Genomic DNA, 25,770 nt, shown 5'->3' on the forward strand with positions numbered 1-25,770 from the left:
GGCGGCGACCCTGCCAGGATTCAGGCATGTTCGACGACAAGTCCCTCTTTACTTCCAGCGTCATCGGCGCGTTCGGCCGCACGCTGTCCGGCGCGTCGGTGGAACTGGCCGGCAGCCTGGCCGCGCCATTGCCGTCGGCGAGCGTCAGCCGGATGCCGCTGGCCGAGAGGTGCCTGCCGGTCGAACCGGCCACGAACATTCCCTATGGCCGGCAGAACGTCGATCAGGCCGATATCGATGCCGTGGTCGAGGTGCTGCGTTCCGACTGGCTGACCCAGGGTCCGACCCTGGAGCGTTTCGAGCTGGCGGTGGCCGAACGCTGCCGCGCCGCTCATGCGGTGGCGGTCAGCAATGCCACCGCCGGCCTGCACCTGGCCTGCCTGGCCGCCGGGCTCGGCGCCGGCGACTGGCTGTGGACCAGTCCCAACAGTTTCGTCGCCTCGGCCAACTGCGCGCGCTACTGTGGCGCCGCGGTGGATTTCGTCGATATCGACCCGCTGACCTGGAACCTCGACGTCCGTGCCCTGGCGCGCAAGCTGGAGCTGGCCCGCGACGCGGGGCGTCTGCCCAGGGTGCTGGTTGCGGTGGCGTTCTCCGGACAGAGCTGCGACATGGCCGAGATCGCCCGCCTGGCCCGTGAATACGGGTTCCGCGTGATCGAGGATGCCGCCCATGCCTTTGGCGCCGACTATGCCGGCGAGCCGGTGGGCTGCGGTCGTCATGCCGACATGACGGTGTTCAGCTTCCACCCGGTGAAGATCATCACCAGCGGCGAAGGCGGCATGGTCCTGTGCAACGATCCCGAACTGGCCCGGCACCTGCGCGGCCTGCGCAGCCACGGTATCACCCGCGATCCGGCGCGGATGAGCGAAGCCACCCATGGCGACTGGTACTACCAGCAGACCGAACTGGGCTTCAATTACCGCATGTGCGACATCCAGGCCGCCCTCGGCCTGTCGCAGTTGCGCCGGCTCGACGCCTTCCTCGAGCGCCGCCGCCAACTGGCGGCGCGCTACCAGCGCCTGTTGGCCGGCCTGCCGCTGCAGTTGCCGACGGCGCAGGCCGATGCGCATTCGGCCTGGCATCTCTACGTGGTGCGCCTGCATGAGCACCTCGAGGGCCATCATCGTGCGGTGTTCGACGGCCTGCGCGAGGCGGGCATCAACGTCAACCTGCACTACATCCCGATTCACCTGCAGCCGTACTACCGCGACCTCGGCTTCGCCCCCGGCGACTTCCCCGAGGCGGAGCGCTACTACCGCCAGGCCATCACCCTGCCGTTGTATCCGGACCTCAGCGAGGCCCAGCAGGATCGCGTGGTGGCGGTGCTCGCCGGGCTGTTGTCGGAGGTCCGGGCATGAGCGGCGCGGTGGCGATCATCCCGGCGCGCGGCGACAGCAAGCGGATCCCCGGCAAGAACCGCAAGCTGTTCCAGGGCGAGCCGATCATGGCCTATTCGATCCGCGCCGCGCTGGGCAGCGGCCTGTTCGAGCGGGTGGTGGTCAGTACCGACGATCCGCTGATCGCCGACGTGGCCCGCGAGCTGGGTGCCGAGGTGCCGTTCATGCGCCCGGCGAACCTCGCCGACGACCATGCCAGTACCCTCGCGGTGATCCTGCACGCCTTGCGCGTCCTGGAAGAGCAGGGCTACTGGGCCGAACTGGCGTGCTGCGTGTATGCCACCGCGCCGCTGCTGCAGAAGCGCTACCTGCGCGCGGGCTACGAGACCCTGATGGCGCATCCGCGCAAGGACTACGCGTTTTCCGTCTGCAGCGTCGGCTTCCCGGTACAGCGGGCGCTGACCCTGACCGACGACGGCGCCCTGACGCCGCTGTATCCGCAGTACCGCGACACCCGCTCGCAGGACCTGCCCCATGCCTACCAGGATGCCGCCCAGTTCTACTGGGGACGCAGCGAGGCCTGGGTGCGTGGCGAGCCGCTGTTTTCCGAGCGCAGCCTGCCGGTGATGGTGCCGCGGCACCTGGTCCAGGACATCGACACCGAGGACGACTGGGTGCGCGCCGAATACCTGTACCGCGTGCTGCGCGACGCCGGGGAACTGGACGATTGAACCTGCTGTTTCGCGTGGATGCTGGCAGTTCGCTGGGCATCGGCCATGTCGCCCGCTGCCTGACCCTGGCGGCGGAGCTGGTGGCCTGCGGGGCGAAAGTGGCCTTTGCCTGCCGGGAACTGGTCGGGCACCAGATGGCGCGTATCGCCGCGGCGGGGCATGAGGTCTTCGCCCTGTCGCCGGACACGGCGGACGAGATGCTGGCGCTGCGCGCGGTGTTGCCGCAAGGGGCGTTTTTCGACTGGATCGTCGTCGACCACTACCAGCTCGATGCAACCTGGGAAACCGCGGCGCGCCAATGGGCGCGGCGGATCATGGCGATCGACGACCTGGCCGATCGCCCCCACGCCTGCGACCTGCTGCTGGATCAGAACTTCACCGCCAGCGCCGCGCTCTACCAGGCGCTGCTGCCCGGCACCTGCCATCTGCTCGCCGGGCCGCGCTACGCCTTGCTGCGCCCGGCGTTTCGGCGCGAACGCGAGGCGACGGCCGAGACGGCCCGGCGCGTGCTGGTCAGCTTCGGCGGTTTCGACCAGGCCGGCATGACCCTGAAAACCCTGCGGGCCCTGGCCGGCATCGAGCGGGTCGCGGTGCAGTGCATCGCCGGCCAGGCCAGTGCCGACCTGGCGGCGCTGCGTGCCTTGGTCGAGCAGCAGCCTGGCTGGCAACTGCTGGCCTTCGTCGACGACCTGGCCGAGCGCATGGGCGCCGCCACGCTGTTCATCGGCGCTGGCGGCGGGACGACCTGGGAGCGCGCGGCCATGGGCCTGCCGAGCCTGTGCGTCAGCGTCGCCGACAACCAGGTGGCCAATGCCCAGGCCCTGGCCCGGGCGGGCGTGCATCGGTATCTGGGCGATGCCGGGCAGGCCACGGTGGACGGGCTGCGCCAGGCCATCACCGTGCTGCTGGACAATGCGCCGCTGCGTCAACAATTCGCCGCGCGCAGTCGGCAACTGGTCGATGGCCTGGGCGCGCGCCGGGTCGCGGTGGCCTTGCTCACCGATCACTTACAGGCCGAGTGCCATTTCGAACGGGTATTGAAGGATTCGCAAGATGAGCAGTTTTGACATCGGCCAGCGCCGCGTCGGCGTCGAGGTCGCGCCCCTGGTGATCGCCGAGATGAGCGGCAACCACAACCAGTCCCTGGAGCGTGCGCTGCAGATCGTCGAGGCGGCGGCGAAAGCCGGGGCCCATGCGCTGAAACTGCAGACCTATACCGCCGATACCATGACCCTGGACCTGCGCCACGGCGAGTTCTTCATCGAAGACCCCAGCAGCCTGTGGGCCGGTTCGTCGTTGTACGAGCTGTACCAGAAGGCGCATACGCCATGGGATTGGCACGAGCCGATTTTCCGGCGCGCCCGCGAGCTGGGCATGCTGGCCTTCTCCACGCCGTTCGACGAAACCGCCGTGGACTTCCTCGAAAGCCTCGACGTTCCGGCCTACAAGATCGCCAGTTTCGAGAACACCGACCTGCCGCTGATCCGCAAGGTGGCCGCCACCGGCAAGCCGATGATCATCTCCACCGGCATGGCCAGCCTCGCCGAACTGGACGAAACCGTGCGCGCCGCGCGCGAGGCCGGCTGTCGCGACCTGGTCCTGCTCAAATGCACCAGCACCTATCCGGCCAGTCCGGAAAACAGCAACGTGCGAACCATTCCGCACCTGCGCGAACTGTTCGGCTGCGAGGTCGGCCTGTCCGATCACACCCTCGGCGTCGGTGGCGCGGTGGCGGCCGTGGCGCTGGGGGCCAGTGTGGTGGAAAAACATTTCACCCTGGATCGTGCCGAGGGCGGCGTGGATGCGGCGTTTTCCCTGGAACCGGCGGAAATGGCCGGGCTGGTGCAGGAAACCGAGCGCGCCTGGCTGGCCCTGGGCCAGGTCAACTACGGTGCCAGCCAGGCCGAACAGGCCTCGAAACGCTTCCGCCGCTCGCTCTACGTGGTCCGCGACATGGCTGCCGGCGAGGCGTTCGACCGCAGCAACGTGCGCGCCATTCGCCCGGGGCTGGGTCTTGCGCCCAAACATCTGGATTCCCTGCTCGGGCGCAAGGCCCGGCAGCCGCTGAAACGCGGCACGGCACTCGACTGGTCGCTCGTCGAATAGGGCTCGCGCCTCTCTGGCGCGCGCTCTGACTGGGCGCGCCCTAGGAAAATATGCCATTGTCTGGGAAAATCCGTGACCTATCGGTCAGAACGGACATCTGTGTCTCTATCGTTGATGGAAGTGGCGGGCCGTGTCACCGCCATTTCCACTGCCGCCCAGTTCAGCGGGCGGTGGGAATCCCTGTTTTCTGGCGCCTCTCGAATCATGCGAGCGGTGATCTTCAGCAGTTTTTCATTGGGAAGCCATGATGATTGGCATAAAAAGCATTGCGAGCTACGTTCCGGCCGCCGGCCTGGACAACTACGCACAAGGCGCCAAGTTCGGCAAGGATGAAGAGTTCATCCTCGGCAAGATCGGCTCGGCCTTCCTGCCGCGCAAAGGCGACGAGCAGGAAACCTCGGACCTCTGCGTCGAGGCGGTCAACGCGCTGTTCGCCGCCAACCCCGCGCTGTCGCGCGATGCCATCGACGCCCTGATCGTCGTCACCCAGAACGGTGACGCCGAAGGCCTGCCGCACACCGCGGCCATCGTCCAGGACAAGCTCGGCCTGCCGACGCATGTCGCGGCCTTCGACATTTCCCTGGGGTGCTCCGGTTACGTCTACGGCATCTACGCGCTGAAGGGCTTCATGGAGGCCGCGGGCCTGAAGAACGGTCTGCTGGTCACCGCCGATCCGTACTCGAAGATCGTCGACCCGGAAGATCGCAATACCGTCATGCTGTTCGGTGACGCCGCCACCGCCACCTGGATGGGTGAGGATCCGGTCTGGGCCCTCGGCAAGTCGGCGTTCGGCACCGACGGTTCCGGCGCGCCGCACCTCAAGGTGACCGACGGCGTGTTCTTCATGAATGGCCGTCAGGTGTTCAACTTCGCCCTGCTCAAGGTCCCGGCGCATCTGCACGAACTGCTCGAACAGTCGCAGTTGGCCGCGGACGATATCGATGCCTTCTGCATTCACCAGGGCAGCGCGGCCATCGTCGATGCCGTGGCGCGCCGCTTCGAGGACAAGCCGGAGAAGTTCGTCAAGGATATGGTCGAGACCGGCAATACCGTGTCGTCGAGCATCCCGCTGCTGCTGGAAAAGCACGCCCTGGACACCACCTGGAAGCGCGTCGCGATCAGCGGTTTCGGCGTTGGCCTGTCGTGGGGTTCGGCGATTCTTCATCGGCCGTGACCTGAAGTCTTCGCCGAGGTAATCTCGGGCGTTTCGCAGGCAAAGGGATGCTCATCGATGAGCGAGTTTTTCCAGCACAACGCCCGAATTCTCCAGGAACGCTGGCCGGCGCTGTTCGAACGCATCGCGCGCGAGGACAGCGAGCGCATCAACGCAGTGCTGGTCGAAGGGCAGGGGTCGACCCTGAGCATCGACGGCATCCAGCTGAGCAGTCGCCATGATCGCGTCGCCGAGGCGCGTTTCCAGGCCGCGAGCCTGCCCGACAGTGCCGTGCTGCATGTCTATGGCAGCGGCCTGGGCGACCTGCAGGCGATCCTCCTGGAGCGTCCCGGGCTGCAGCGTCTGCACGTTCATGTGCTCAACGGCGCGCTGTTCGCCCTGGTCCTGCACCTGCTCGACCAGCGCCAGTGGCTGGCCGATCCGCGCATCGAGCTCGACTATGCCGGCGACAGCGCGGAAATCGCCCTGCCGTATTTCGCCCTGCCGGCGGAGCTGGTCCTGGCCGACGACTTCAACGCGAAGATCCGCGATCGCCTGATCAGCGAAACCCACCTGACCTTCAACAACACCCACTTCGATGTGGCCGACCCGCATCTGGTCGAACTGCTGGAGCGCAGCCTGCCGTTGCTGCGCGCCGACCGCGATGTGGCGCAGCTGTTCGGCAGCCGGGTCGGGGAGAGCGCCTTCGTGATCGCCACCGGGCCGACCCTGCAAGGCCACCTGCCGGCCTTGAAGCACATTCGCGAGCAGGCGCGACGGCCGCTGTTCATTGCCGTCGACACGGCCTACAAGCCACTGCTGGCGGCGGGTGTCACGCCGGACATCGTGGTCAGCGTCGATCACAAGATTCGCCTGCATCACCTGCCGCCAGAGGCTTCGGCGAGCACCGCGCTGGTCTACATGCCGATGCTCGATGTCGAGACCGTGGCGGGCTGGCGTGGTCCGCGCTATGCCGGCTACTCCGACAGCGCGCTGTACGACCGGGTGCGCGAAGCGCTGCCGCGGGGGCACCTGTTCGTCGGTGGCAGCGTCATTCATCCGGCGGCGGACCTGGCGGTGAAGATGGGGATCAGCCGCATCACCCTGTTCGGTGCCGATTTCGCCTTTCCCGGCAACCGCACCCACACCGGCTGGGACGACGGCGTACTCGGCCCGCAGGTATCGATGGCCCGGCACTGGGTGCTCGACGGCCATGGCCAGCGGGTGCGTACCCAACTCAACTTCCGTGGCTATCTGATCGAGCTGGAGCGCTTCATCGCCCGCCATCCACAGGTGGCGTTCTTCAATACCAGTCGTGCCGGCGCCGCGATCGCCGGCACGGTGTTCGATGGGGAGTTCTGCCAATGAGCGCTGTGCAGCAACACCTGCGCCGCTGCGCCGGCCTGTTCCGCCTGGGGCGCGATGTCGAGGCGGCGGTAGCGATGGTCGAGCCGCTGGAGATCGCCGCGCGCCAGTTCGCCGAGGCCCCGCCGGCCGTGCAGGCGCAGTTCGCGACGCTGTTCGGACAACTGCTGGCGGCCCAGCAGCGCCAGGACTGGATCGACCTGGCCGACAGTCTGGAGTACGAACTGGTGAATTTGATCGAGCAGGCAGTTTCCGTCTGAAAGCGTGATGCCCGTCACACCCCGCTGACCGTTTGCGCTGCTGGCCATTACCGGCAAGTGCCTGATTTACAAGGGGTGGCGGTGTGATGGCATTTTTTTTCGAAAAACCCCTAAAGCAACCCGCCAAGCCGACGATAAACATTACGAAGGTTCTCTAGGCCACACCCGGCGGATGCCAGGGCCGGAAGCCGCAGTATCCATCCAACGAGGAATTCGTCATGGCATTAACCGTTAACACCAACACCACTTCGCTGGGCGTGCAGAAGAACCTGAACAAAGCTTCCGACGCTCTGAGCAACTCGATGACCCGTCTGTCGTCCGGCCTGCGCATCAACAGCGCCAAAGACGACGCCGCTGGTCAGCAGATCGCCAACAAGCTGCAGACCATGGTCACCGGCACCACCGTTGCGATCAAGAACGCCAACGACGGTAACTCGATCACCCAGACCGCTGAAGGCGCTCTGTCGGAAATCACCAACATCCTGCAGCGTATGCGTGAGCTGGCTCTGCAAGCACGTAACGACTCGAACGGCACCACTGAACGTGCGGCGCTGAACAAAGAGTTCGCGGCCAAGTCTGACGAAATCACCCGTATCGCCACCTCCACCACCTACGGCACCAGCAAGCAACTGCTGAACGGTTCCGCTGGCACCATGGAGTTCCAGGTCGGTGCGATGACTGGTACCAGCCAGATCCTGAGCGTTTCGATGACCTCCAGCTTCGCGGCTACCGCCCTGGCTGTTGGTACCGGCGCCCTGGCGATCTCCGGTACTTCCGACTCCGCAGTTCACACCGCTGTTGACGGCGCGATCACCGCCATCGACGCCGCCCTGCAGAAAGTTGACGACAAGAAATCGGAGCTGGGTGCTATCCAGAACCGCTTCCAGAGCACCATCAACAACCTGCAGAGCATGAACGAGAACTCGGCTTCGGCTCTGGGTCGCGTTCAGGACACCGACTTCGCCGCGGAAACCGCTCAGCTGACCAAGCAGCAGACCCTGCAGCAAGCGTCCACCGCAGTTCTGGCCCAGGCCAACCAACTGCCATCCGCTGTACTGAAACTGCTTCAGTAATAGCTACGATGAAGAGCGAGGGGGTGCGCGAGCATTCCCTCGCTTTTTACTTTGGAGGTGATGGGCGATGGACATGAGCGTCAGATTGAACGCGTCTTACCCGGCTCCAGCGGCAGCTGCGGCCCAGCAGGATAAAAGCGCTGAACAGGGTGCGTCCGACAAGGTCAACAACAAGCCGGCCCTCGCGGCGGTGGAAAAAAGCGAAGAGCGCCCCGCATCCGATCTGCAGTCGGCGGTGAAAGCGCTACAGGATTACGTCCAGTCGTTGCAGCGCAACCTGGAATTTTCGATGGATGATTCCACCGGAACGGTTGTCGTCAAGGTGGTTGCCCGTGACAGCGGCGAAGTGATTCGGCAGATTCCGTCCGAAACCGCGCTGGAACTCGCAAAGAGCCTGCAAGACGTCAACAGCCTGCTTTTCAACGAGAAAGTCTGAAAGCGGTACGAAAATTGATACATCCCTGGTTCGTGCAGTGATGGTCAAGCGTTTGGCGTGAACCAACAAGGAGAGAACAATGGCAAGTCCAATTCTACCGGCCCTCGGTCTGGGCAGTGGTCTGGATACCACCGCGATCGTCAAAGCCCTGGTTAACGCCGAGAAAACGCCCAAGCAGAACCAGCTCGATCGGCAGACCAAGGCCAATACCGCGTCGATTTCCGCCATCGGCAGCCTGAAGAGCGCCCTGGCGACCTACAAGACCGCGCTGGAGAAGCTTGGCAGCTCGACCACGCCGCAGTTCATCGCCTACTCGGCGACCACGTCCGACGACAAGACCGTCAAGGCTACGGCCGGTGCCACGGCGGTGAATGGCAGCTACAGCGTCATCGTCAAAGAACTGGCGACGGCGTCCAAGGTAGCCAGCCAGCGTTTCGCCAACAGCAGCGATGCGATCAGCCAGGGCACCCTGGTGGTGTCGCAGAATGGCACCAACTACAACGTCGAGATCGGTGCCGGTGCCACCCTGCAGTCGGTACGCGACTCGATCAACGGCTCGCTCACCGCCAAGGGCATCACCGCCAACATCATCAACGATGGTACCGGTTCGCGCCTGGTCCTGACCTCGACCACCACCGGTGCGGGTTCGGACATCTCCGTCAGCGGTATCAGCGAACTGGCGATCAACGGCACGACCCAGATTTCGGGGGCGGGGGCCGGGTTCATTTCGGCGAAGGCGCAGGATGCCTCGTTCTCCGTGGACGGCATGGACCTGACCAGCAAGTCGAACAAGATCGACAATGCCGTCAGCGGCCTGACCTTCGAGCTGGTCGCCAAAAGCGCCACGCCGACCACCGCGACCACGGTGACCGTGGGGACCAACAACGACGGCCTGAAGAAGTCGGTGCAGGGCTTCGTCGATGCCTACAACGCCCTGGTGAACACCATCAACGGCATGAGCCAGACGCCGAAGAATGCGGACGGTACGATGGGGACCGCACCTGCGCTGGCGGGTGACTCCATGGTTCGCGGCATGCTCTCGGCGCTGCGCAACGAGCTGGTGGTTCCCAATGCCAGTGGCAATGGCACCTTGAAGGTGCTGTCGCAGCTCGGTATCAACACCGTGCAGAGCACCGGTCTGCTGGAGTTCGACAGCACCAAGTTCACCGCGGCGATCGACACCCAGAAGCTGGGCGGTCAGATCCAGGGCATGTTCTCTGGTGAAACGGGTCTTGCCAATCGCATGACCAAGGCCCTTGAACCGTTCACCGCGACCGACGGTCTGCTGGCCGACCGCTCGAAGATCCTGGAGGGTGCCAAGAAGAAGCTGTCGCTGCAGCAGTCGAACCTGGATGCCCGGATCGCGGCGATGACCACCTCGCTGACCAAGAAGTACAACACGATGGATACCCTGGTCGGCAGGCTCAATGCCCAGCGCGATAACATCACGTCCATCTTCGACGCGATGTCGGCGCGGCAGAAGAACTCCTGATCCGTCATCCCGCCAAAAGCCCGGCAGTGCCACAGCGGCATGTCGGGCTTTTTGCTTTTTCCCTAAAGTTTTTTGACGCGGCGCCGATAGCCCTGTCATAGAGACAATCGAGTTTTGGTGAGGTACACGCAATGAATCCGATGTTGGCCCTTCGGCAGTATCAGAAAATCAGTGCACAGGCGCAGACGTCCGAAGCCAGCCCGCACCGTTTGGTGCAGATGCTGATGGAAGGTGGTCTGGACCGTATCGCCCAGGCCAAGGGCTCCCTCGAGCGCAGGGACATCGCAGGCAAGGGCATCGCCATCGGCAAGGCCATCGGTATCATCGGTGGTCTGCGCGAAGGCCTGGATCGCGACAACATGACGTCGGAGCTGGAGCGTCTGGACAACCTCTATCTCTACATGACCCGCCGTCTGACCGACGCCAACCTGAAGAACGATATCGCCGCGCTCGACGAAGTGAGCGATCTGTTGACCACGGTCAAGGAAGGCTGGGACGCGGTCGCCCCACAATAACCAGTTGCGATAGAGGGTATCGTGATGAGTGCTGTGCTCAAGCGAATCGAGGAAACCCGGGAGGCGCTGGTCGGTGCATTGGCCAAGCGCGACTGGGAGGCGGTGGGTGAGCTGGACCAGGCTTGCCGTGTCTGCATGGACGAGGTGATGAGCGCGGAAGTGGTCGACGAGGAAGCCCTGCGGGACAATCTCCAGGACCTGCTCGGGGTCTATCGGCAGTTGATCGACGTGGCGACGGAAGAGCGTCAGGCGATTGCCGACGAGATGTCAAAGATCAAGCAGGCACAGCAGGCGACAAAGGTATACCATCTGTACCGCTGACGGTTGATCGAAAATCAGTTACGCGCCATAAATTTGACTGTGAAAGGTTTTTTGACTTAACTAGTGGCTGTTTTCTAATTTCAGACGTCGGAACACTGACCGTTCAGTCGGAATGATGTCGAGCATGCCCTTCGAAGGGTCTCGAGTTGACTAGGGAAGTTGCTATTGCATGTGGCGTGAAACCAAAATTCTCCTGATCGATGACGATGGTGCTCGCCGCCGTGACCTGGCGGTGGTGTTGAATTTTCTTGGGGAAGAAAATCTGCCGTGCTCCAGCCATGACTGGGAGCAGGTTGTCGAGTCATTGTCGTCCAGTCGTGAAGTTCTCTGTGTGCTTGTCGGGACCGTGAATGCTCCGGCCAGCCTTCTGGGCTTGCTTAGGACAGTGGCTGCCTGGGATGAGTTCCTTCCGGTTTTGCTTTTAGGCGAACTTTCTTCGCTGGAGTTGCCGGAAGAGCTGCGCCGTCGCGTCCTCTCCAACCTCGAAATGCCGCCGAGCTACAGCAACCTGCTCGATTCGCTGCACCGTGCCCAGGTCTATCGCGAGATGTACGACCAGGCGCGTGAGCGTGGTCGCCAGCGCGAGCCGAACCTGTTCCGCAGCCTGGTCGGCACCAGTCGGGCGATCCAGCATGTGCGGCAGATGATGCAGCAGGTGGCCGATACCGACGCCAGCGTGTTGATCCTCGGCGAGTCGGGTACCGGCAAGGAAGTGGTCGCGCGCAATCTGCACTATCACTCCAAGCGCCGCGAAGCGCCGTTCGTGCCGGTCAACTGCGGGGCGATTCCCGCCGAGTTGCTGGAAAGCGAGCTGTTCGGTCACGAGAAGGGCGCCTTCACCGGGGCGATCACCAGCCGCGCCGGGCGTTTCGAGCTGGCCAACGGTGGCACCCTGTTCCTCGACGAAATCGGCGACATGCCGCTGCCGATGCAGGTCAAGCTGCTGCGCGTCCTGCAGGAGCGGACGTTCGAGCGGGTCGGCAGCAACAAGACCCAGAGCATCGACGTGCGCATCATCGCCGCGACCCACAAGAACCTCGAAAGCATGATCGAGGTCGGTTCGTTCCGCGAGGACCTGTACTACCGCCTCAATGTCTTCCCCATCGAGATGGCCCCGCTGCGCGAGCGCGTGGAGGACATCCCGCTGCTGATGAACGAGCTGATTTCGCGGATGGAGCACGAGAAGCGCGGCTCGATCCGTTTCAACTCGGCGGCGATCATGTCGCTGTGCCGTCATGGCTGGCCGGGCAACGTCCGCGAGCTGGCCAACCTGGTGGAGCGCATGGCGATCATGCATCCCTATGGCGTGATCGGCGTTGCCGAACTGCCGAAGAAATTCCGCTACGTCGATGACGAAGACGAGCAGTTGGTCGACAGCCTGCGCAACGATCTGGAAGAGCGGGTGGCGATCAACGGCCACTCGCCGAGCTTCCCCACCAGCGCCATGCTGCCGCCGGAAGGCCTGGACCTGAAGGATTATCTCGGCAGTCTGGAGCAGGGTCTGATCCAGCAGGCACTGGACGATGCCAACGGTATCGTCGCGCGCGCCGCGGAGCGCCTGCGGATTCGTCGTACCACGCTGGTGGAAAAGATGCGCAAGTACGGCATGAGCCGTCGCGACGGAGACGAACAGGCGGAGGATTGACGCCTGTTCATCGCTCGCCGTTTTCGTCGGCCGCTCATAAACCTTTCTGTTTGTGCGGTTAAGGCCCGTGCCTGCGGGCTTTGCTCGATATTTCCCGCTGATCGTCCGATATGACGGAAAAGTTTCCGGCATGGCTATTGCTATATCGCCCTCAACATACCGTTTTATGACGGTAAGCCATGCGAGAGAGCACGATGCCCCACGCCGCCACTTCTTCCCTTGAGCCGCAACGCGCGGAAGCTGCCGAGCAGCAGAGTCGCGTCGGTCTCGAGCAGGCGTTTGCCCTGTTCGACCAGATGTCCACCCAACTCAGCCAGTCCTACGACCTGCTCGAAGCGCGGGTCACCGAGCTCAAGGGCGAGCTGGCGGTGGTCAGTGCCCAGCGCATGGCCGAGCTGGCGGAAAAGGAGCGTCTGGCCAATCGCCTGCAGAACCTGCTGGACCTGCTGCCCGGCGGCGTGATCGTCATCGATGGCCATGGCTTGGTGCATGAAGCCAATCCGGCGGCGTGCGAGCTGCTTGGCGAACCGCTGGTGGGGGAGTTGTGGCGTCAGGTGATCGCCCGCAGCTTCGCTCCGCGCGAAGACGACGGTCATGAAATCTCCCTGCGGGACGGCCGCCGTCTGTCCATCGCCACCCGTTCGCTGGACGCCGAGCCGGGCCAGCTGGTGCTGCTCAACGACCTGACCGAAACCCGCCATCTGCAGGATCAGCTCGCCCGTCACGAGCGGCTGTCGACCCTCGGGCGCATGGTCGCCTCGCTTGCCCACCAGATCCGCACGCCGCTGTCGGCGGCCTTGCTCTACGCCAGTCACCTGGCCGAGCAGGACCTGCCGCTGGACACCCGGCAGCGTTTCGCCGGCAATCTCAAGGAGCGCCTGCACGAACTGGAGCACCAGGTGCGCGACATGCTGGTGTTCGCCCGCGGCGAACTGCCGATGACCGACCGGTTGACCCCGAAAGCGCTGTTCCAGGCGCTGCAGCAGGCGGCGCAGACCCAGGTGCACGGTCACGCGGTGCGCTGGCAGTGCGATAGCCACCTGGGTGAGCTGTTGTGCAACCGTGACACCCTGGTCGGCGCGCTGCTCAACCTGATCGAAAATGCCCTGCAGGCCAGCGAGGGTTGCGCCCGCCTGAAGGTTCATCTCTACCGGCGCGGCAACAGCCTGCGCCTGTGCGTCAGTGACGCCGGTTCGGGTATCGACGGTGATCTGCTGCAGCGCCTGGGCGAACCCTTCCTCACCACCAAATCGACCGGTACCGGCCTCGGCCTGGCGGTGGTCAAGGCGGTTGCACGGGCTCATCAGGGCGAGTTGCACCTGCGTTCGCGCAAGGGGCGTGGCACCTGCGCCGTGGTCAGCCTGCCGCTGATCGGCGCGGCGCTGGAGGGTGCGGCATGAGCGTGATCAAGGTGCTCCTGGTCGAGGACGACCGCTCCCTGCGCCAGGCCCTGGGTGACACCCTGGAACTGGGTGGTTTCGCCTGGCGTGCCGCCGGTTCCGCGGAAGAGGCCCTGGAGATGGTCGGCGCCGAGGGCTTCAGCCTGGTGGTCAGCGACGTCAACATGCCGGGCATGGACGGCCATCAGTTGCTCGCCCGCCTGCGCTCCGTGCAACCGCAATTGCCGGTGCTGCTGATGACCGCCCATGCGGCGGTGGAGCGGGCGGTGGATGCCATGCGCCAGGGCGCCGCGGACTACCTGGTCAAACCCTTCGAACCCCGTGCCTTGCTCGACCTGGTTGCCCGCCACGCCCTCGGCGCCGCCAGCGCTGTCGATGCCGAAGGCCCGGTCGCCTGCGAGCCGGCCAGCGCGCAATTGCTGGAGCTGGCCGCGCGGGTCGCGCGCAGCGAGTCCACCGTGCTGATTTCCGGCGAGTCGGGGACCGGCAAGGAAGTGCTGGCGCGCTACATCCATCAGCAATCGCCGCGGGCCAGCCAGCCATTCGTGGCGATCAACTGCGCGGCGATTCCCGACAACATGCTCGAGGCCACCCTGTTCGGCCATGAGAAGGGTTCGTTCACCGGCGCCATCGCGGCGCAGGCGGGCAAGTTCGAACAGGCCGATGGCGGCACGCTGCTGCTGGACGAGATTTCCGAGATGCCGCTGGCGCTGCAGGCCAAGCTCCTGCGCGTGCTGCAGGAGCGCGAAGTGGAGCGGGTTGGCGGGCGCAAGCCGATTGCCCTGGATATCCGTGTGGTCGCCACCACCAACCGCGACCTGGCGGGGGAGGTGGCGGCGGGACGCTTCCGCGAGGACCTGTTCTATCGCCTGTCGGTATTCCCGCTGGCGTGGCGTCCGTTGAGAGAACGGAGCGCCGATATTCTGCCATTGGCCGAGCGTCTGCTCTTGCGCCACGTCAATAAAATGAAGCACGCGCCTGTCAGGCTCTCCGAGGAAGCCAAGGCCTGCCTGCAGGGCTATCCGTGGCCTGGCAACGTGCGCGAACTGGACAACGCCCTCCAGCGGGCGCTGATCCTGCAGCAGGGTGGCCTGATCGCCGCGGCGGACTTCTGCCTGGCCGGCGTGCTGCCGGTACTGGCGCCACGCCCCGCGCCGCAGCCGGCGCCGGCGTCGGTGGCGGAAAACCAGGAGCCGGGCGGGTTGGGTGACGACTTGCGCCGGCATGAATTCCAGATGATCATCGACACCCTTCGCGCCGAGCGCGGCCGCCGCAAGGAAGCCGCCGAGCGCCTGGGCATCAGTCCGCGGACCCTGCGCTACAAACTGGCGCAGATGCGCGACGCGGGCATGGATGTCGAGGCGAGCCTTTACGCCACGGGGCTTTGAGGATGGCTGGTCATCGTTTTGCAAAATCGTCGGGCCTAGCTGGCACTCTTGTTGCTAAGTCCTGTTCATCCGCTGCGTGAGTGTCAAAAATCTGCGGGCCGTCGGAGAGAGAAGTTCATGAGCCAAGGTGTTGAATTCAATCGGTTGATGCTGGACATGCGCGCCATGCAGGCGGAAGCCATGTCGGCGCCGAAGGCCGTGCAGTCGCCCGCCGAACTGGGGCAGAGCAGTTTCGCCGACATGCTGGGTCAGGCCATCAACAAGGTCAACGACACCCAGCAGGCCTCCTCGCAACTGGCCAATGCCTTCGAGATCGGCAAGAGCGGCGTCGACCTGACCGACGTGATGATCGCTTCGCAGAAGGCCAGCGTGTCGTTCCAGGCGCTGACCCAGGTGCGCAACAAGCTGGTCCAGTCGTATCAAGACATCATGCAGATGCCGGTTTAAGGCGGGATTTGATTCATGGCCGATGCAGTCGTCGATAACGTGCCCGCCAAGGGCACCCCGCCAGCGCCCAAACCGCCGCTGTTCGGCATGTCGTTCCTGGAAAACCTTTCGCAGATGCCCATGCTGCGGCAGATCGGCCTGCTGGTCGGCCTGGCCGCCAGCGTCGCCATCGGTTTCGCCGTGGTCCTCTGGTCGCAGCAGCCGGACTACCGTCCGCTGTATGGCAGCCTCAACGGCATGGACACCAAGCAGGTCATGGAAACCCTGGCCGCCGCGGACATTCCCTACAACGTCGAGCCCAATTCCGGTGCACTGCTGGTCAAGGCCGACGACATCTCCCGTGCGCGCCTGAAGCTCGCCGCCGCCGGCGTGGCGCCGAGCGACGGCAATGTCGGTTTCGAGATCCTCGACAAGGAACAGGGCCTCGGCACCAGTCAGTTCATGGAAGCCACCCGCTACCGTCGCGGCCTCGAAGGCGAGCTGGCGCGGACCATCTCCGCCCTGAGCAACGTCAAGGGCGCCCGCGTGCACCTGGCGATCCCGAAAAGCTCGGTGTTCGTGCGCGACGAGCGCAAGCCGAGCGCCTCGGTGCTGGTCGAGCTGTATCCGGGCCGTGCCCTGGAAGCCGGTCAGGTCATGGCCATCGTCAACCTGGTGGCGACCAGCGTGCCGGAACTGGACAAGTCCCAGGTCACGGTGGTCGACCAGAAGGGCAACCTGCTCTCCAGCCAGCTGGAAAACACCGAGCTCACCGTCGCCGGCAAGCAGTTCGACTACTCCCGGCGCATGGAAGGCCTGATGACCCAGCGGGTGCACAACATCCTGCAGCCGGTGCTGGGCAACGACCGCTACAAGGCCGAAGTCTCCGCCGACGTCGATTTCAGCGCCGTCGAGTCCACCGCCGAACAGTTCAACCCGGACCAGCCGGCGCTGCGCAGCGAGCAGTCGGTCAGCGAGCAGCGCTCCAGCAGCTCGGGCCCGCAAGGCGTGCCAGGGGCGCTGAGCAACCAGCCGCCGGGCCCGGCCTCCGCGCCGCAGACCACCGGTGGCGGCGCCGCCGGCGCAGCCGCGGCGATCCAGCCCGGTCAGCCGCTGCTCGACGCCAACGGCCAGCAGGTCATGGATCCGGCCACCGGCCAGCCGATGCTCGCGCCGTATCCGGCGGACAAGCGTCAGCAGTCGACCAAGAACTTCGAACTGGACCGTTCCATCAGCCATACCCGTCAGCAGCAGGGTCGCCTGACCCGCCTGTCGGTCGCGGTGGTGGTGGACGATCAGGTCAAGATCGATCCGGCCAACGGCAACACCACCACCGTGCCGTGGAGTGCCGAGGACCTGGCGCGTTTCACCCGCCTGGTGCAGGACGCGGTGGGCTTCGACGCCAGTCGTGGCGACAGCGTCAGCGTGATCAACGTGCCGTTCGCCGCCGACCGTGGCGAGGCCATCGCCGAGATTCCGTTCTACTCGCAGCCGTGGTTCTGGGACATCGTCAAGCAGGTGCTCGGCGTGTTGTTCATCCTCGTGCTGGTGTTCGGGGTCCTGCGTCCGGTGCTCAACAACATCACCGGTGGCGGCAAGCAATCGAGCAGCGACAGCGACATGGAGCTGGGCAGCATGATCGGTCTGGATGGCGAACTGGCCAACGACCGCGTGAGCCTGGGTGGTCCGCAAAGCATCCTCTTGCCTAGTCCGAGCGAGGGCTACGACGCCCAGCTCAACGCTATCAAGAGTCTGGTGGCAGAAGACCCGGGTCGCGTGGCCCAGGTCGTGAAAGAGTGGATCAACGCCGATGAGTGACAATCGAGCCCTGACTTCCAAGCTCACCCGCGTCGACAAGGCAGCCATCCTGCTGCTGTCGCTGGGCGAGACCGACGCCGCGCAGGTATTGCGGCACATGGGGCCGAAAGAGGTCCAGCGGGTGGGCGTGGCCATGGCGCAGATGGGTAACGTCCATCGCGAGCAGGTCGAGCAGGTCATGAGCGAGTTCGTCGAGATCGTCGGCGACCAGACCAGCCTGGGTGTCGGCTCCGATGGCTACATCCGCAAGATGCTCACCCAGGCCCTTGGCGAGGACAAGGCCAACGGCCTGATCGACCGCATTCTCCTGGGCGGCAACACCAGCGGCCTGGACAGCCTGAAGTGGATGGAGCCGCGCGCGGTCGCCGACGTCATTCGCTACGAGCACCCGCAGATCCAGGCGATCGTCGTGGCCTACCTCGACCCCGACCAGGCCGGCGAGGTGCTGGGCAACTTCGACCACAAGGTGCGCCTCGACATCATCCTTCGCGTGTCGTCGCTGAACACCGTGCAGCCGGCGGCGCTGAAGGAACTCAACCAGATCCTCGAGAAGCAGTTCTCCGGCAACTCCAATGCCGCGCGCACCACCCTGGGCGGTATCAAGCGCGCCGCGGACATCATGAACTTCCTCGACAGTTCGGTGGAAGGCCAGCTCATGGACGCGATCCGCGATATCGACGGCGACCTGTCCGAGCAGATCGAAGACCTCATGTTCGTCTTCAACAACCTGGCCGACGTCGACGATCGCGGTATCCAGGCGCTGCTGCGCGAGGTGTCCTCCGACGTCCTGGTGGTGTCGCTCAAGGGTGCCGACGAGAAGGTCAAGGACAAGATCTTCAAGAACATGTCCAAGCGGGCTTCCGAGCTGCTGCGCGACGACCTCGAGGCCAAGGGCCCGGTCCGTGTCAGCGACGTGGAAACCGCGCAGAAGGAAATCCTCACCATCGCCCGCCGCATGGCCGAAGCCGGCGAAATCGTGCTGGGCGGCAAAGGTGCCGAAGAGATGATCTGACGTGTCGGCGCCGCTCCTCCGGGAGCGGTGCCGGCCAGGCTTGGCCAGGCAGCCCGCGGTGCGGGACAGCCTGGGCCCGATCATCCGCAACCCGACTTTTGAGCGCATGGAATCATGTCGACCAACGAGCATTTGAGTGAACTGATCCGCGCCCGCGACCTCGAGGGATTCGACCGCTGGGCGCTGCCCAGTTTCGACCCGGAACCCGAACCCGAGCCGGAACCTGAGCCGGAACCCGAGGAGATCGTCGAGGAAGTGCCGCTGGAGGAAGTGCAGCCGCTGACCCTCGAAGAGCTCGAAAGCATTCGCCAGGAGGCCTACAACGAAGGCTTCGCCACCGGTGAGCGCGAAGGCTTCCACAGCACCCAGCTCAAGGTCCGTCAGGAAGCCGAGGTGGCCCTGAAGGCCCGCCTGGAAAGCCTGGAACAGTTGATGGGCCATCTGCTCGAACCCATCGCCGAGCAGGACGCGCAGATCGAGAAGCAACTGGTGCACCTGGTCAGCCATATAGCCCGGGAGGTGATCGGTCGCGAACTGAAGACCGATTCCAGCCAGGTCACCCATGTCCTGCGCGAAGCCCTCAAGCTGCTGCCCATGGGCGCGGAGAACATCCGTATCCATATCAACCCCCAGGATTTCGCCCTGGCCAAGGCCCTGCGCGAGCGCCACGAGGAAAACTGGCGCCTGCTTGAAGATGACAGCCTGCAGCCCGGTGGCTGCTGGATCGAAACCGCCCACAGCCGTATCGATGCGACGGTGGAAACCCGTACCGAGAAAGCCATCCAGCAACTGTTCGACCAGTTGCACGACCAGAGCCTGCACCCGGCGACGCCGGACCTGCATATCGACCTGCGGGACAGGCAGGGTGTCGCGGTCGAGGAAGCGGAAACCAGCGATGCGCCTTGACCGCACCAGTTTCGCCAAGCGCCTCGGCAGCTACGCCGAAGCCGTGCGCCTGCCTGGCCAACCCGTGGTGGAAGGGCGCCTGCTGCGCATGGTCGGTCTCACCCTCGAAGCCGAAGGCCTGCGCGCCGCGGTCGGCAGTCGCTGCAAGGTGATCAACGACGACAGTTATCACCCGGTCGAGGTCGAAGCCGAAGTCATGGGCTTCGCGGGTGGCAAGATCTTCCTCATGCCGGTCGGCAGTGTCGCCGGTATTGCCCCGGGCGCGCGGGTGGTGCCGCTGGATGACAGCGGTCGCCTGCCCATGGGCATGAGCATGCTCGGCCGCGTGCTGGACGGTGCCGGTCGCGCGCTGGACGGCAAGGGCGGGATGAAGGCCGAGGACTGGGTGCCGATGGACGGTCCGACCATCAACCCGCTGAACCGCGATCCCATCAGTCAGCCGCTGGACGTCGGCATCCGCAGCATCAACGGCCTGCTCACCGTGGGCCGCGGCCAGCGCCTGGGCCTGTTCGCCGGTACCGGTGTGGGCAAGTCGGTGTTGCTGGGCATGATGACCCGCTTCACCGAGGCCGACATCATCGTGGTCGGGCTGATCGGCGAACGGGGGCGCGAGGTGAAGGAATTCATCGAGCACATTCTCGGCACCGAAGGCCTCAAGCGCTCGGTGGTGGTCGCCTCGCCGGCGGACGATGCGCCGCTGATGCGTCTGCGCGCGGCGATGTACTGCACGCGGATCGCCGAGTATTTCCGCGACAAGGGCAAGAACGTCCTGTTGCTGATGGACTCGCTGACCCGTTTCGCCCAGGCCCAGCGGGAAATCGCCCTGGCCATCGGCGAACCGCCGGCGACCAAGGGTTATCCGCCTTCGGTGTTCGCCAGGCTGCCCAAGCTGGTGGAGCGGGCCGGTAACGGCGAGGCCGGCGGGGGCTCGATCACCGCTTTCTATACCGTGCTCTCCGAGGGCGACGACCAGCAGGACCCGATCGCCGACTCGGCGCGCGGCGTGCTCGACGGCCACATCGTCCTGTCGCGGCGCCTGGCCGAGGAAGGGCATTACCCGGCCATCGACATCGAGGCGTCCATCAGCCGGGTCATGCCGCAGGTGGTCAGCCCCGAGCAGATGACCCAGGCCCAGCAGTTCAAGCAGCTGTGGTCGCGTCTGTCGCAGAGTCGTGACCTGATCAGCGTGGGGGCCTATGTCGCCGGCGGCGACAAGGAAACCGACCTGGCCATCGCCCTGCAGCCGCGACTCGTGGGATTCCTGCGCCAGGGGCTGAACGAGAACGTCAGCCAGGAGCAGAGCCGCGAGCAACTGGCGGGGGTCTTCACCCCCCTCGCGCCGGGCTGATAGCGCATGGCCCAGCCCAGTCGCGCCGCCCGCCTGGCCCCGGTGGTGGAGATGGCCGAGGATGCCGAGCGCAAGGCCGCGCAGCGTCTCGGTCACTTCCAGCAGCAGGTCAACCTGGCCCAGGCCAAGCTCGCCGAACTCGACCAGTTCCGCGCCGACTACTCGCAGCAATGGGTGCAGCGTGGCAGCCAGGGTGTTTCCGGCAAGTGGCTGGTGGGTTTCCAGCGCTTCCTTGGTCAGCTCGACACCGCGGTGGCCCAGCAGCACCAGAGCCTGACCTGGCACCAGAACAACCTCGATAGCGCCCGTGGCACCTGGCAGCAGGCCTATGCCCGGGTCGAGGGCCTGCGCAAGCTGGTGCAGCGCTACATCGAGGAGGCTCGCCTGCTCGAAGACAAGCGCGAGCAGAAGCTGCTCGACGAGCTGTCCCAGCGCCTGCCGCGTCACCCTCAATACTGAGCATCGAGCGTTGATCGGCGGGCCTTGCCGGTCTGCTGGCCGACTGCTACACCTGTAAGGATCCGCACCCGCGATCTTCGAAGGAAGCGCTGACATGGCCGTTGATACAGAAGTTTCTCAGGATGGGAAAAAGCTGACGATCCGGATCAAGGGTCGTTTCGACTTCGGTAGGCATCAGGAATTCCGGGAGTCCTACGAACGCACGAACAAGCCCGATTCCGTGGTGGTCGACCTGAAAGATGCGACCTACCTGGACAGCTCGGCGCTGGGCATGTTGCTGATGTTGCGTGACCACGCCGGTGGTGATCAGGCGCAGATCAGCGTGATCAATACCAATTCCGACGTGCGCAAGATCCTGGCGATCTCCAATTTCGAAAGACTCTTCGAAATCAGTTGAGCGATCTCATGAACGACCCGCGAGCCCTGACGGTCCTGATTGTCGAGGACGGTGCGACAGACCGTCTGCTCCTGGCGACCATCGTGCGCAAGCAGGGGCACCGCGTCCTGACCGCCGAGAACGGCAAGCTGGCGGTGGCGCTGTTCGCCGAGCAGCGCCCGCAACTGGTCCTGCTCGATGCGGTGATGCCGGTGATGGACGGCTTCGAGGCGGCGCGACAAATCAAGGCGCTGGCGGGCGAGGAGCTGGTGCCGATCATCTTCCTGACCTCCCTGACCGAAGACGAGGCGCTGGTGCGCTGCCTGGAGGCGGGCGGCGACGATTTCCTCGCCAAGCCCTACAGCCCGGCGGTGCTGGCGGCGAAAATCAGGGCCATGGACCGCCTGCGCCGTCTGCAGGCCACGGTGTTGGAGCAGCGCAACGAAATCGCCCGGCACCATGACCATCTGCTCAACGAGCAACGGGTGGCCAAGGCGGTCTTCGACCAGGTGGCGCACGGTGGCTGCCTGAGTGCCTCGAACATCCGCTACCTGCAGTCGCCCTATGCGCTGTTCAATGGCGACCTGCTGCTGGCCGCGTTCACCCCCACTGGCGAGATGCATGTGCTGCTCGGTGATTTCACCGGCCATGGCCTGCCGGCGGCGGTGGGGGCCATGCCGCTGGCCGAGGTGTTCTACGGCATGACCGCCAAGGGCTATGGTCTGAGCGAGACCCTGCGCGAGATGAATGCCAAGCTCAAGCGCATCCTTCCCGTCGACATGTTCTGCTGCGCGCTGCTGCTCAACCTGAGTTTCGAGCGGCGCGTGGTCGAGGTGTGGAACGGCGGCATGCCCGATGGCTACCTGCTGCCCGCCGCCGGCGGCGCTCCCGTTCCCATGGTTTCCCGGCATTTGCCCCTGGGGGTGTTGCCGCCCGCGCAGTTCGACGAGAGTACCGAGGTCCAGCCACTGGCCCTGGGTGATCGCCTGTTCCTGTTGTCCGACGGGGTGGTGGAGACCTGCGACGACAATGACCAGTTGTTCGGTGTCGCTCGCCTGCAGCAGGTATTCGCCGACAATCGCCAGCCGGAAAACCTGTTCGAGGACGTGTTGGCGGCCCTGGAGCGCTTTCGTGGGCGCTCGCGGGATGACGTGAGCATGCTGGAAGTCACCGTGGTGCCCCCGGAGCATCTGGTGCCGCCGCCGCTGGTGTATTCCGACAGCGGCCAGTCGAGTCCGCTGGACTGGTCGGCGTCGTTCGAGTTTCGCGCACGGACGCTCAAGCGATTCAACCCGTTGCCCTGGTTGATGCAACTGCTTCAGGAGGTGCATGGTCTGCGCGCGCAGAGCGGGGCCTTGTACAGTGTGCTCAACGAACTCTATGCCAACGCCCTGGAGCACGGCGTGCTCGGCCTGGACTCGGCGCTCAAGCGTGATGCCCACGGTTTTGCCGCCTATTATGAAGAACGCAACCGGCGCCTGCTGGCGCTGGACAGTGGCCATATCCGTCTTCACCTGCAGGTGGAACCTCGGGGAGGAGGAGGGCGTCTGATTATCGAAGTCGAAGACAGCGGTGATGGTTTCGACGTGGGTAAGGTACAGGCACCGCCGCTCGTCGAGCAGCGCCTGTGCGGACGTGGCCTGAACCTGGTACGCCGCTTGAGCCGGCATGCCGAATGGACTGACGGTGGACGCCGGGCGCGCGTGGAGTTTGCCTGGGGCGCTCTGGCATAATCCGCCTTGATCAAGGAGTGAGCACGTGTCCGATATTCATGTTGACCGCAAGGTGTTGAGTGACCTTCAGGAAGTCATGGAAGGTGAGTACCTGAACCTGCTGGAAACCTTCCTCGAGGATTCCGAAGACCGTCTGCGCCAGCTTTTCAAGGCCCGCACCGTCGACGAACTGATGCTGGTGGCGCACAGCTTCAAGGGCAGCAGCAGCAATATGGGTGCGATCGGCCTGGCCGACTTGTGCCGGCAAGTGGAGGAGCGGCTCAAGGAGGGGTCGCCGTATGGCATCGAGAACCTGATCAACCAGATCGACCGCGAGTTCAGCGCGGTACGCCAGCTCTATCGGGCCGAACGCGAGCGCGTCCTGGTCGGCTGAGATCCCTGAACATCGCGCCGGGTCGAAACCTGGCGCGACTTTTGCGTAGGCTTCGCTATTCGTGATGACGAGCTTCTGTAGCGGAGACCTTTTTCATGCCCGTCGCATCAAACACCTTGCTGCAATCCGGCGTTGCCGCGAAGACCGCGCGCACCCAGAGCAGCGCCCTGGACAAAGCCCCGCAGGGCCTCAACGACAAGGGGTCGGACTTTTCCCAGGTGTACGCGAAGCAGTCCCGGGACAAGACCGACAACAAGATCGAAGCGCCGGCGCGGGATCGTGACGGAGTCGACAAACCGGCGGCAAACAACGGCAAGGCGGATGGCCCGGAAGGCGGCAAGGTTGCCGATGGCGGCAATGAATTGCCTGACGAGGGCGATGTCCAGGCGGCGAACGCCGATCAGGATGCCGACGTCGGGACCGACAGCCAGTCCCTCGATGCCAATCTGGTCGCGGGGCAATTGACCGACGCACCAGAGGGCGCGCAACTGCTGCAGGCGCAGGCCGAAGCGGTGGCGCCGGTGCTCCAGGCCGCCAGCCAGCAGGCAGCGCTGGTGACGCCGCCGGCCAGTGAGGAACAAGCCTTCGACCCGGACAGCGATCCGCTGGCCGATCTGCCAGTGCTACGCCTGGCCCTGGAGCAGAACGCCCAGGCCCAGGGTGCCACCTCTACCCACGCCAAGGCCGCCACCACGGAAACCGCGCAGGGCCAGCAGCCCGCTGTCAATCCACTGGCGCAGATGCTCGAAGGAACTGACGCCGAGGCCGGGCAGAGCGAAGGCGGTGACAAGGCCTTCGCCAGCCTGATCGACGACGGTCTCAAGGACACCAAGCGCGCCAGCAGCGATACCCGTGTCGACGACTTCGCCAACCGCCTCGCCAACCTGACCCAGGCCGTCACCGCCAAGACCGCCAATGCCGTGGCGCCCGCGCCGCTGCACCAACCGCTGGCGATGAACCAGAGCGGCTGGAGCGAAGGCCTGGTCAACCGGGTCATGTACCTGTCCAGCCAGAACCTCAAGTCCGCCGATATCCAGCTGGAGCCGAAGGAGCTGGGGCGCCTCGATATCCGCGTGAACATGAGTGCCGACACCACGCAGATCACCTTCGCCAGCGGCCATGCCGGCGTGCGCGACAGCCTCGAAAGCCAGGTGCCGCGCTTGCGCGAGCTGTTCAGCCAGCAGGGACTGGCGCAGCCGGACGTGAACGTCGCCGACCAGTCGCGCCAGCAGCACAACGGCAACCAGGATGACTCGCCGAAGATGAGCGGCGTTGCCGGGCGGCGCAACGCCGAGGGCGGGGAGAGCGATATCGCCGCTGCCGCTGCGGTGGAAACCGTCATTGGCAACAGCACGGTCGACTACGTGGTCTGATCCGCTGACTCCGTAGGAGCTGGCTTGTCGTGTGACGAACCACTGCGAAAGGACCGCAAAGCGGTCCCCGGGTCGTGTTGGCGGAACCCGTTGGGACCGCTGCGCGCTCCTTTCGCAGGCAAGCCAGCTCCTACGGAAGTCCCTGCAAGAACTGGCATAACACTTGCTCGCCCACTCGCCATAGTGGAACAAACCTCCTGTGAGTGACGGATTATTGGCATGGCGAAGAGCGAAGCAGTCAAAGACCCCGCCGTTAAAGGCAAACTCAAGCTGATCCTGCTGTTGGTGCTGGCCCTGCTGCTGGCCATCGGTCTGTCGGTGGGCGCGACCTGGTTTTTCCTGCACAAGTCCGACAGCAAGCCGGCGGCCGAGCCCGCGGCGGCGGCGGCCAACGTCAAGCAACCGGCCATCTACGAATCGATGTCGCCGGCCTTCGTGGTCAACTTCAACCAGAACGGCCGCCAGCGCTACATGCAGGTGAGCATCACCATGCAGGCGCGTGACCAGGCCGCCCTGGACGCCCTGAAAGTGCACATGCCGGTGATTCGCAACAACCTGGTGATGCTCTTCTCCGGACAGCCGTTCGAGTCGCTGGCGACCCCGGTCGGCCAGGAAATGCTGCGCCAGAAGGCCACCGCCAGTGTCCAGGAAGTGGCGCAGAAGGAAGTCGGCAAGCTGGTCGTCGACCAGTTGCTGTTCACCAATTTCGTATTGCAGTAGG

General features: G+C 64.8%; 26 protein-coding genes. All 26 read left to right on the forward strand.

Annotation, left to right across the window (positions count from 1 at the left end):
* The first annotated feature begins 152 nt into the window (after positions 1–152).
* The 26 genes from pseC to fliL all read left to right on the forward strand — a co-directional run bounded on the left by pseC (position 153) and on the right by fliL (position 25,769).
* Positions 153–1,361 carry a UDP-4-amino-4,6-dideoxy-N-acetyl-beta-L-altrosamine transaminase gene (pseC, locus tag CHB99_RS09740; RefSeq protein ID WP_042124664.1) on the forward strand — a complete coding sequence of 403 codons (1,209 nt, stop codon included), beginning with the start codon at positions 153–155 and terminating at the stop codon, positions 1,359–1,361.
* Positions 1,358–2,071, forward strand: a complete 714-nt coding sequence (gene pseF, locus CHB99_RS09745; protein ID WP_042124595.1) for a pseudaminic acid cytidylyltransferase — start codon at positions 1,358–1,360, stop codon at positions 2,069–2,071. The genes pseC and pseF overlap by 4 nt, the downstream gene beginning before the upstream one ends.
* Positions 2,068–3,138, forward strand: coding sequence for a UDP-2,4-diacetamido-2,4,6-trideoxy-beta-L-altropyranose hydrolase (gene pseG, locus CHB99_RS09750; RefSeq protein ID WP_084702703.1), 1,071 nt, complete (start codon positions 2,068–2,070; stop codon positions 3,136–3,138). Before pseF ends, pseG begins: the two co-directional genes overlap by 4 nt.
* Positions 3,125–4,177 (forward strand): pseudaminic acid synthase, encoded by a 1,053-nt coding sequence (gene pseI / locus CHB99_RS09755; protein ID WP_042124597.1) that lies wholly within the window; start codon positions 3,125–3,127, stop codon positions 4,175–4,177. The genes pseG and pseI overlap by 14 nt, the downstream gene beginning before the upstream one ends.
* A gap of 247 nt (positions 4,178–4,424) precedes the next feature.
* Positions 4,425–5,351 (forward strand): ketoacyl-ACP synthase III, encoded by a 927-nt coding sequence (locus CHB99_RS09760; protein WP_042124599.1) that lies wholly within the window; start codon positions 4,425–4,427, stop codon positions 5,349–5,351.
* Positions 5,352–5,408: 57 nt separating this feature from the next.
* A complete protein-coding gene (locus CHB99_RS09765; RefSeq protein WP_042124601.1) occupies positions 5,409–6,698 on the forward strand; it encodes a motility associated factor glycosyltransferase family protein in 1,290 nt (429 codons plus the stop codon).
* Positions 6,695–6,955: a hypothetical protein gene (locus CHB99_RS09770; protein ID WP_042124603.1), complete on the forward strand. Its 261-nt coding sequence runs from the start codon at positions 6,695–6,697 to the stop codon at positions 6,953–6,955. Before CHB99_RS09765 ends, CHB99_RS09770 begins: the two co-directional genes overlap by 4 nt.
* Before the next feature lie 218 nt (positions 6,956–7,173).
* Positions 7,174–8,028, forward strand: a complete 855-nt coding sequence (locus CHB99_RS09775; RefSeq protein ID WP_042124605.1) for a flagellin domain-containing protein — start codon at positions 7,174–7,176, stop codon at positions 8,026–8,028.
* A 67-nt stretch (positions 8,029–8,095) separates the two neighbouring features.
* Positions 8,096–8,464, forward strand: a complete 369-nt coding sequence (locus CHB99_RS09780) for a flagellar protein FlaG (protein WP_042124606.1) — start codon at positions 8,096–8,098, stop codon at positions 8,462–8,464.
* A gap of 79 nt (positions 8,465–8,543) precedes the next feature.
* Positions 8,544–9,956, forward strand: a complete 1,413-nt coding sequence (gene fliD, locus CHB99_RS09785) for a flagellar filament capping protein FliD (RefSeq protein ID WP_042124608.1) — start codon at positions 8,544–8,546, stop codon at positions 9,954–9,956.
* Positions 9,957–10,087: 131 nt separating this feature from the next.
* The gene (fliS, locus tag CHB99_RS09790) at positions 10,088–10,471 is read left to right on the forward strand and encodes a flagellar export chaperone FliS (RefSeq protein ID WP_042124610.1); all 384 of its coding nucleotides are present in this window, start codon (positions 10,088–10,090) and stop codon (positions 10,469–10,471) included.
* A 24-nt stretch (positions 10,472–10,495) separates the two neighbouring features.
* On the forward strand, positions 10,496–10,792 hold the full coding sequence (fliT, locus tag CHB99_RS09795) for a flagellar protein FliT (RefSeq protein WP_042124612.1): 297 nt from the start codon (positions 10,496–10,498) through the stop codon (positions 10,790–10,792).
* A 169-nt stretch (positions 10,793–10,961) separates the two neighbouring features.
* On the forward strand, positions 10,962–12,437 hold the full coding sequence (locus CHB99_RS09800; protein WP_042124614.1) for a sigma-54 dependent transcriptional regulator: 1,476 nt from the start codon (positions 10,962–10,964) through the stop codon (positions 12,435–12,437).
* 194 nt (positions 12,438–12,631) lie between these two features.
* Entirely contained in the window at positions 12,632–13,837 is a 1,206-nt protein-coding gene (locus tag CHB99_RS09805) for a sensor histidine kinase (RefSeq protein ID WP_042124616.1), read from the forward strand.
* The gene (locus CHB99_RS09810; RefSeq protein ID WP_042124618.1) at positions 13,834–15,225 is read left to right on the forward strand and encodes a sigma-54-dependent transcriptional regulator; all 1,392 of its coding nucleotides are present in this window, start codon (positions 13,834–13,836) and stop codon (positions 15,223–15,225) included. Before CHB99_RS09805 ends, CHB99_RS09810 begins: the two co-directional genes overlap by 4 nt.
* 117 nt (positions 15,226–15,342) lie before the next feature.
* A complete protein-coding gene (gene fliE, locus CHB99_RS09815; protein WP_042124620.1) occupies positions 15,343–15,672 on the forward strand; it encodes a flagellar hook-basal body complex protein FliE in 330 nt (109 codons plus the stop codon).
* Positions 15,673–15,687: 15 nt separating this feature from the next.
* Positions 15,688–17,469: a flagellar basal-body MS-ring/collar protein FliF gene (fliF, locus tag CHB99_RS09820; RefSeq protein WP_042124622.1), complete on the forward strand. Its 1,782-nt coding sequence runs from the start codon at positions 15,688–15,690 to the stop codon at positions 17,467–17,469.
* On the forward strand, positions 17,462–18,481 hold the full coding sequence (gene fliG / locus CHB99_RS09825; protein WP_042124624.1) for a flagellar motor switch protein FliG: 1,020 nt from the start codon (positions 17,462–17,464) through the stop codon (positions 18,479–18,481). The genes fliF and fliG overlap by 8 nt, the downstream gene beginning before the upstream one ends.
* Before the next feature lie 114 nt (positions 18,482–18,595).
* Positions 18,596–19,387 (forward strand): flagellar assembly protein FliH, encoded by a 792-nt coding sequence (gene fliH / locus CHB99_RS09830; RefSeq protein ID WP_042124626.1) that lies wholly within the window; start codon positions 18,596–18,598, stop codon positions 19,385–19,387.
* Positions 19,377–20,735, forward strand: a complete 1,359-nt coding sequence (gene fliI / locus CHB99_RS09835; RefSeq protein ID WP_042124628.1) for a flagellar protein export ATPase FliI — start codon at positions 19,377–19,379, stop codon at positions 20,733–20,735. The genes fliH and fliI overlap by 11 nt, the downstream gene beginning before the upstream one ends.
* A gap of 6 nt (positions 20,736–20,741) precedes the next feature.
* Entirely contained in the window at positions 20,742–21,194 is a 453-nt protein-coding gene (gene fliJ, locus CHB99_RS09840) for a flagellar export protein FliJ (protein ID WP_042124630.1), read from the forward strand.
* A 94-nt stretch (positions 21,195–21,288) separates the two neighbouring features.
* Entirely contained in the window at positions 21,289–21,591 is a 303-nt protein-coding gene (locus tag CHB99_RS09845) for an STAS domain-containing protein (protein ID WP_042124632.1), read from the forward strand.
* An 8-nt stretch (positions 21,592–21,599) separates the two neighbouring features.
* The gene (locus CHB99_RS09850; RefSeq protein WP_042124634.1) at positions 21,600–23,303 is read left to right on the forward strand and encodes an ATP-binding SpoIIE family protein phosphatase; all 1,704 of its coding nucleotides are present in this window, start codon (positions 21,600–21,602) and stop codon (positions 23,301–23,303) included.
* Positions 23,304–23,328: 25 nt separating this feature from the next.
* Positions 23,329–23,676, forward strand: coding sequence for an Hpt domain-containing protein (locus tag CHB99_RS09855; protein ID WP_042124636.1), 348 nt, complete (start codon positions 23,329–23,331; stop codon positions 23,674–23,676).
* A 95-nt stretch (positions 23,677–23,771) separates the two neighbouring features.
* Positions 23,772–25,049 carry a flagellar hook-length control protein FliK gene (locus CHB99_RS09860; RefSeq protein WP_042124638.1) on the forward strand — a complete coding sequence of 426 codons (1,278 nt, stop codon included), beginning with the start codon at positions 23,772–23,774 and terminating at the stop codon, positions 25,047–25,049.
* A 219-nt stretch (positions 25,050–25,268) separates the two neighbouring features.
* On the forward strand, positions 25,269–25,769 hold the full coding sequence (fliL, locus tag CHB99_RS09865) for a flagellar basal body-associated protein FliL (protein WP_042124640.1): 501 nt from the start codon (positions 25,269–25,271) through the stop codon (positions 25,767–25,769).
* The last annotated feature ends 1 nt before the right edge of the window (position 25,770 follow it).

It is taken from the genome of Pseudomonas japonica, from assembly GCF_900188455.1.
In the GTDB taxonomy this organism is placed as follows: Bacteria; Pseudomonadota; Gammaproteobacteria; order Pseudomonadales; family Pseudomonadaceae; genus Aquipseudomonas; species Aquipseudomonas japonica.

Excerpts from the sequence above, each read along its gene's own strand:
- CHB99_RS09775 (WP_042124605.1), top strand. The coding sequence starts at position 7,174 with ATGGCATTAACCGTTAACACCAACACCACTTCGCTGGGCGTGCAGAAG.
- pseI (WP_042124597.1), top strand. The coding sequence starts at position 3,125 with ATGAGCAGTTTTGACATCGGCCAGCGCCGCGTCGGCGTCGAGGTCGCG.
- fliJ (WP_042124630.1), top strand. The coding sequence starts at position 20,742 with ATGGCCCAGCCCAGTCGCGCCGCCCGCCTGGCCCCGGTGGTGGAGATG.
- fliS (WP_042124610.1), top strand. The coding sequence starts at position 10,088 with ATGAATCCGATGTTGGCCCTTCGGCAGTATCAGAAAATCAGTGCACAG.
- fliT (WP_042124612.1), top strand. The coding sequence starts at position 10,496 with ATGAGTGCTGTGCTCAAGCGAATCGAGGAAACCCGGGAGGCGCTGGTC.
- fliG (WP_042124624.1), top strand. The coding sequence starts at position 17,462 with ATGAGTGACAATCGAGCCCTGACTTCCAAGCTCACCCGCGTCGACAAG.
- fliI (WP_042124628.1), top strand. The coding sequence starts at position 19,377 with ATGCGCCTTGACCGCACCAGTTTCGCCAAGCGCCTCGGCAGCTACGCC.
- CHB99_RS09805 (WP_042124616.1), top strand. The coding sequence starts at position 12,632 with ATGCCCCACGCCGCCACTTCTTCCCTTGAGCCGCAACGCGCGGAAGCT.
- CHB99_RS09845 (WP_042124632.1), top strand. The coding sequence starts at position 21,289 with ATGGCCGTTGATACAGAAGTTTCTCAGGATGGGAAAAAGCTGACGATC.
- CHB99_RS09850 (WP_042124634.1), top strand. The coding sequence starts at position 21,600 with ATGAACGACCCGCGAGCCCTGACGGTCCTGATTGTCGAGGACGGTGCG.
- fliH (WP_042124626.1), top strand. The coding sequence starts at position 18,596 with ATGTCGACCAACGAGCATTTGAGTGAACTGATCCGCGCCCGCGACCTC.
- pseC (WP_042124664.1), top strand. The coding sequence starts at position 153 with ATGCCGCTGGCCGAGAGGTGCCTGCCGGTCGAACCGGCCACGAACATT.
- CHB99_RS09860 (WP_042124638.1), top strand. The coding sequence starts at position 23,772 with ATGCCCGTCGCATCAAACACCTTGCTGCAATCCGGCGTTGCCGCGAAG.
- CHB99_RS09800 (WP_042124614.1), top strand. The coding sequence starts at position 10,962 with ATGTGGCGTGAAACCAAAATTCTCCTGATCGATGACGATGGTGCTCGC.
- CHB99_RS09760 (WP_042124599.1), top strand. The coding sequence starts at position 4,425 with ATGATTGGCATAAAAAGCATTGCGAGCTACGTTCCGGCCGCCGGCCTG.
- CHB99_RS09765 (WP_042124601.1), top strand. The coding sequence starts at position 5,409 with ATGAGCGAGTTTTTCCAGCACAACGCCCGAATTCTCCAGGAACGCTGG.
- fliF (WP_042124622.1), top strand. The coding sequence starts at position 15,688 with ATGGCCGATGCAGTCGTCGATAACGTGCCCGCCAAGGGCACCCCGCCA.
- fliD (WP_042124608.1), top strand. The coding sequence starts at position 8,544 with ATGGCAAGTCCAATTCTACCGGCCCTCGGTCTGGGCAGTGGTCTGGAT.
- fliE (WP_042124620.1), top strand. The coding sequence starts at position 15,343 with ATGAGCCAAGGTGTTGAATTCAATCGGTTGATGCTGGACATGCGCGCC.
- pseF (WP_042124595.1), top strand. The coding sequence starts at position 1,358 with ATGAGCGGCGCGGTGGCGATCATCCCGGCGCGCGGCGACAGCAAGCGG.
- fliL (WP_042124640.1), top strand. The coding sequence starts at position 25,269 with ATGGCGAAGAGCGAAGCAGTCAAAGACCCCGCCGTTAAAGGCAAACTC.
- CHB99_RS09810 (WP_042124618.1), top strand. The coding sequence starts at position 13,834 with ATGAGCGTGATCAAGGTGCTCCTGGTCGAGGACGACCGCTCCCTGCGC.
- CHB99_RS09780 (WP_042124606.1), top strand. The coding sequence starts at position 8,096 with ATGGACATGAGCGTCAGATTGAACGCGTCTTACCCGGCTCCAGCGGCA.
- CHB99_RS09770 (WP_042124603.1), top strand. The coding sequence starts at position 6,695 with ATGAGCGCTGTGCAGCAACACCTGCGCCGCTGCGCCGGCCTGTTCCGC.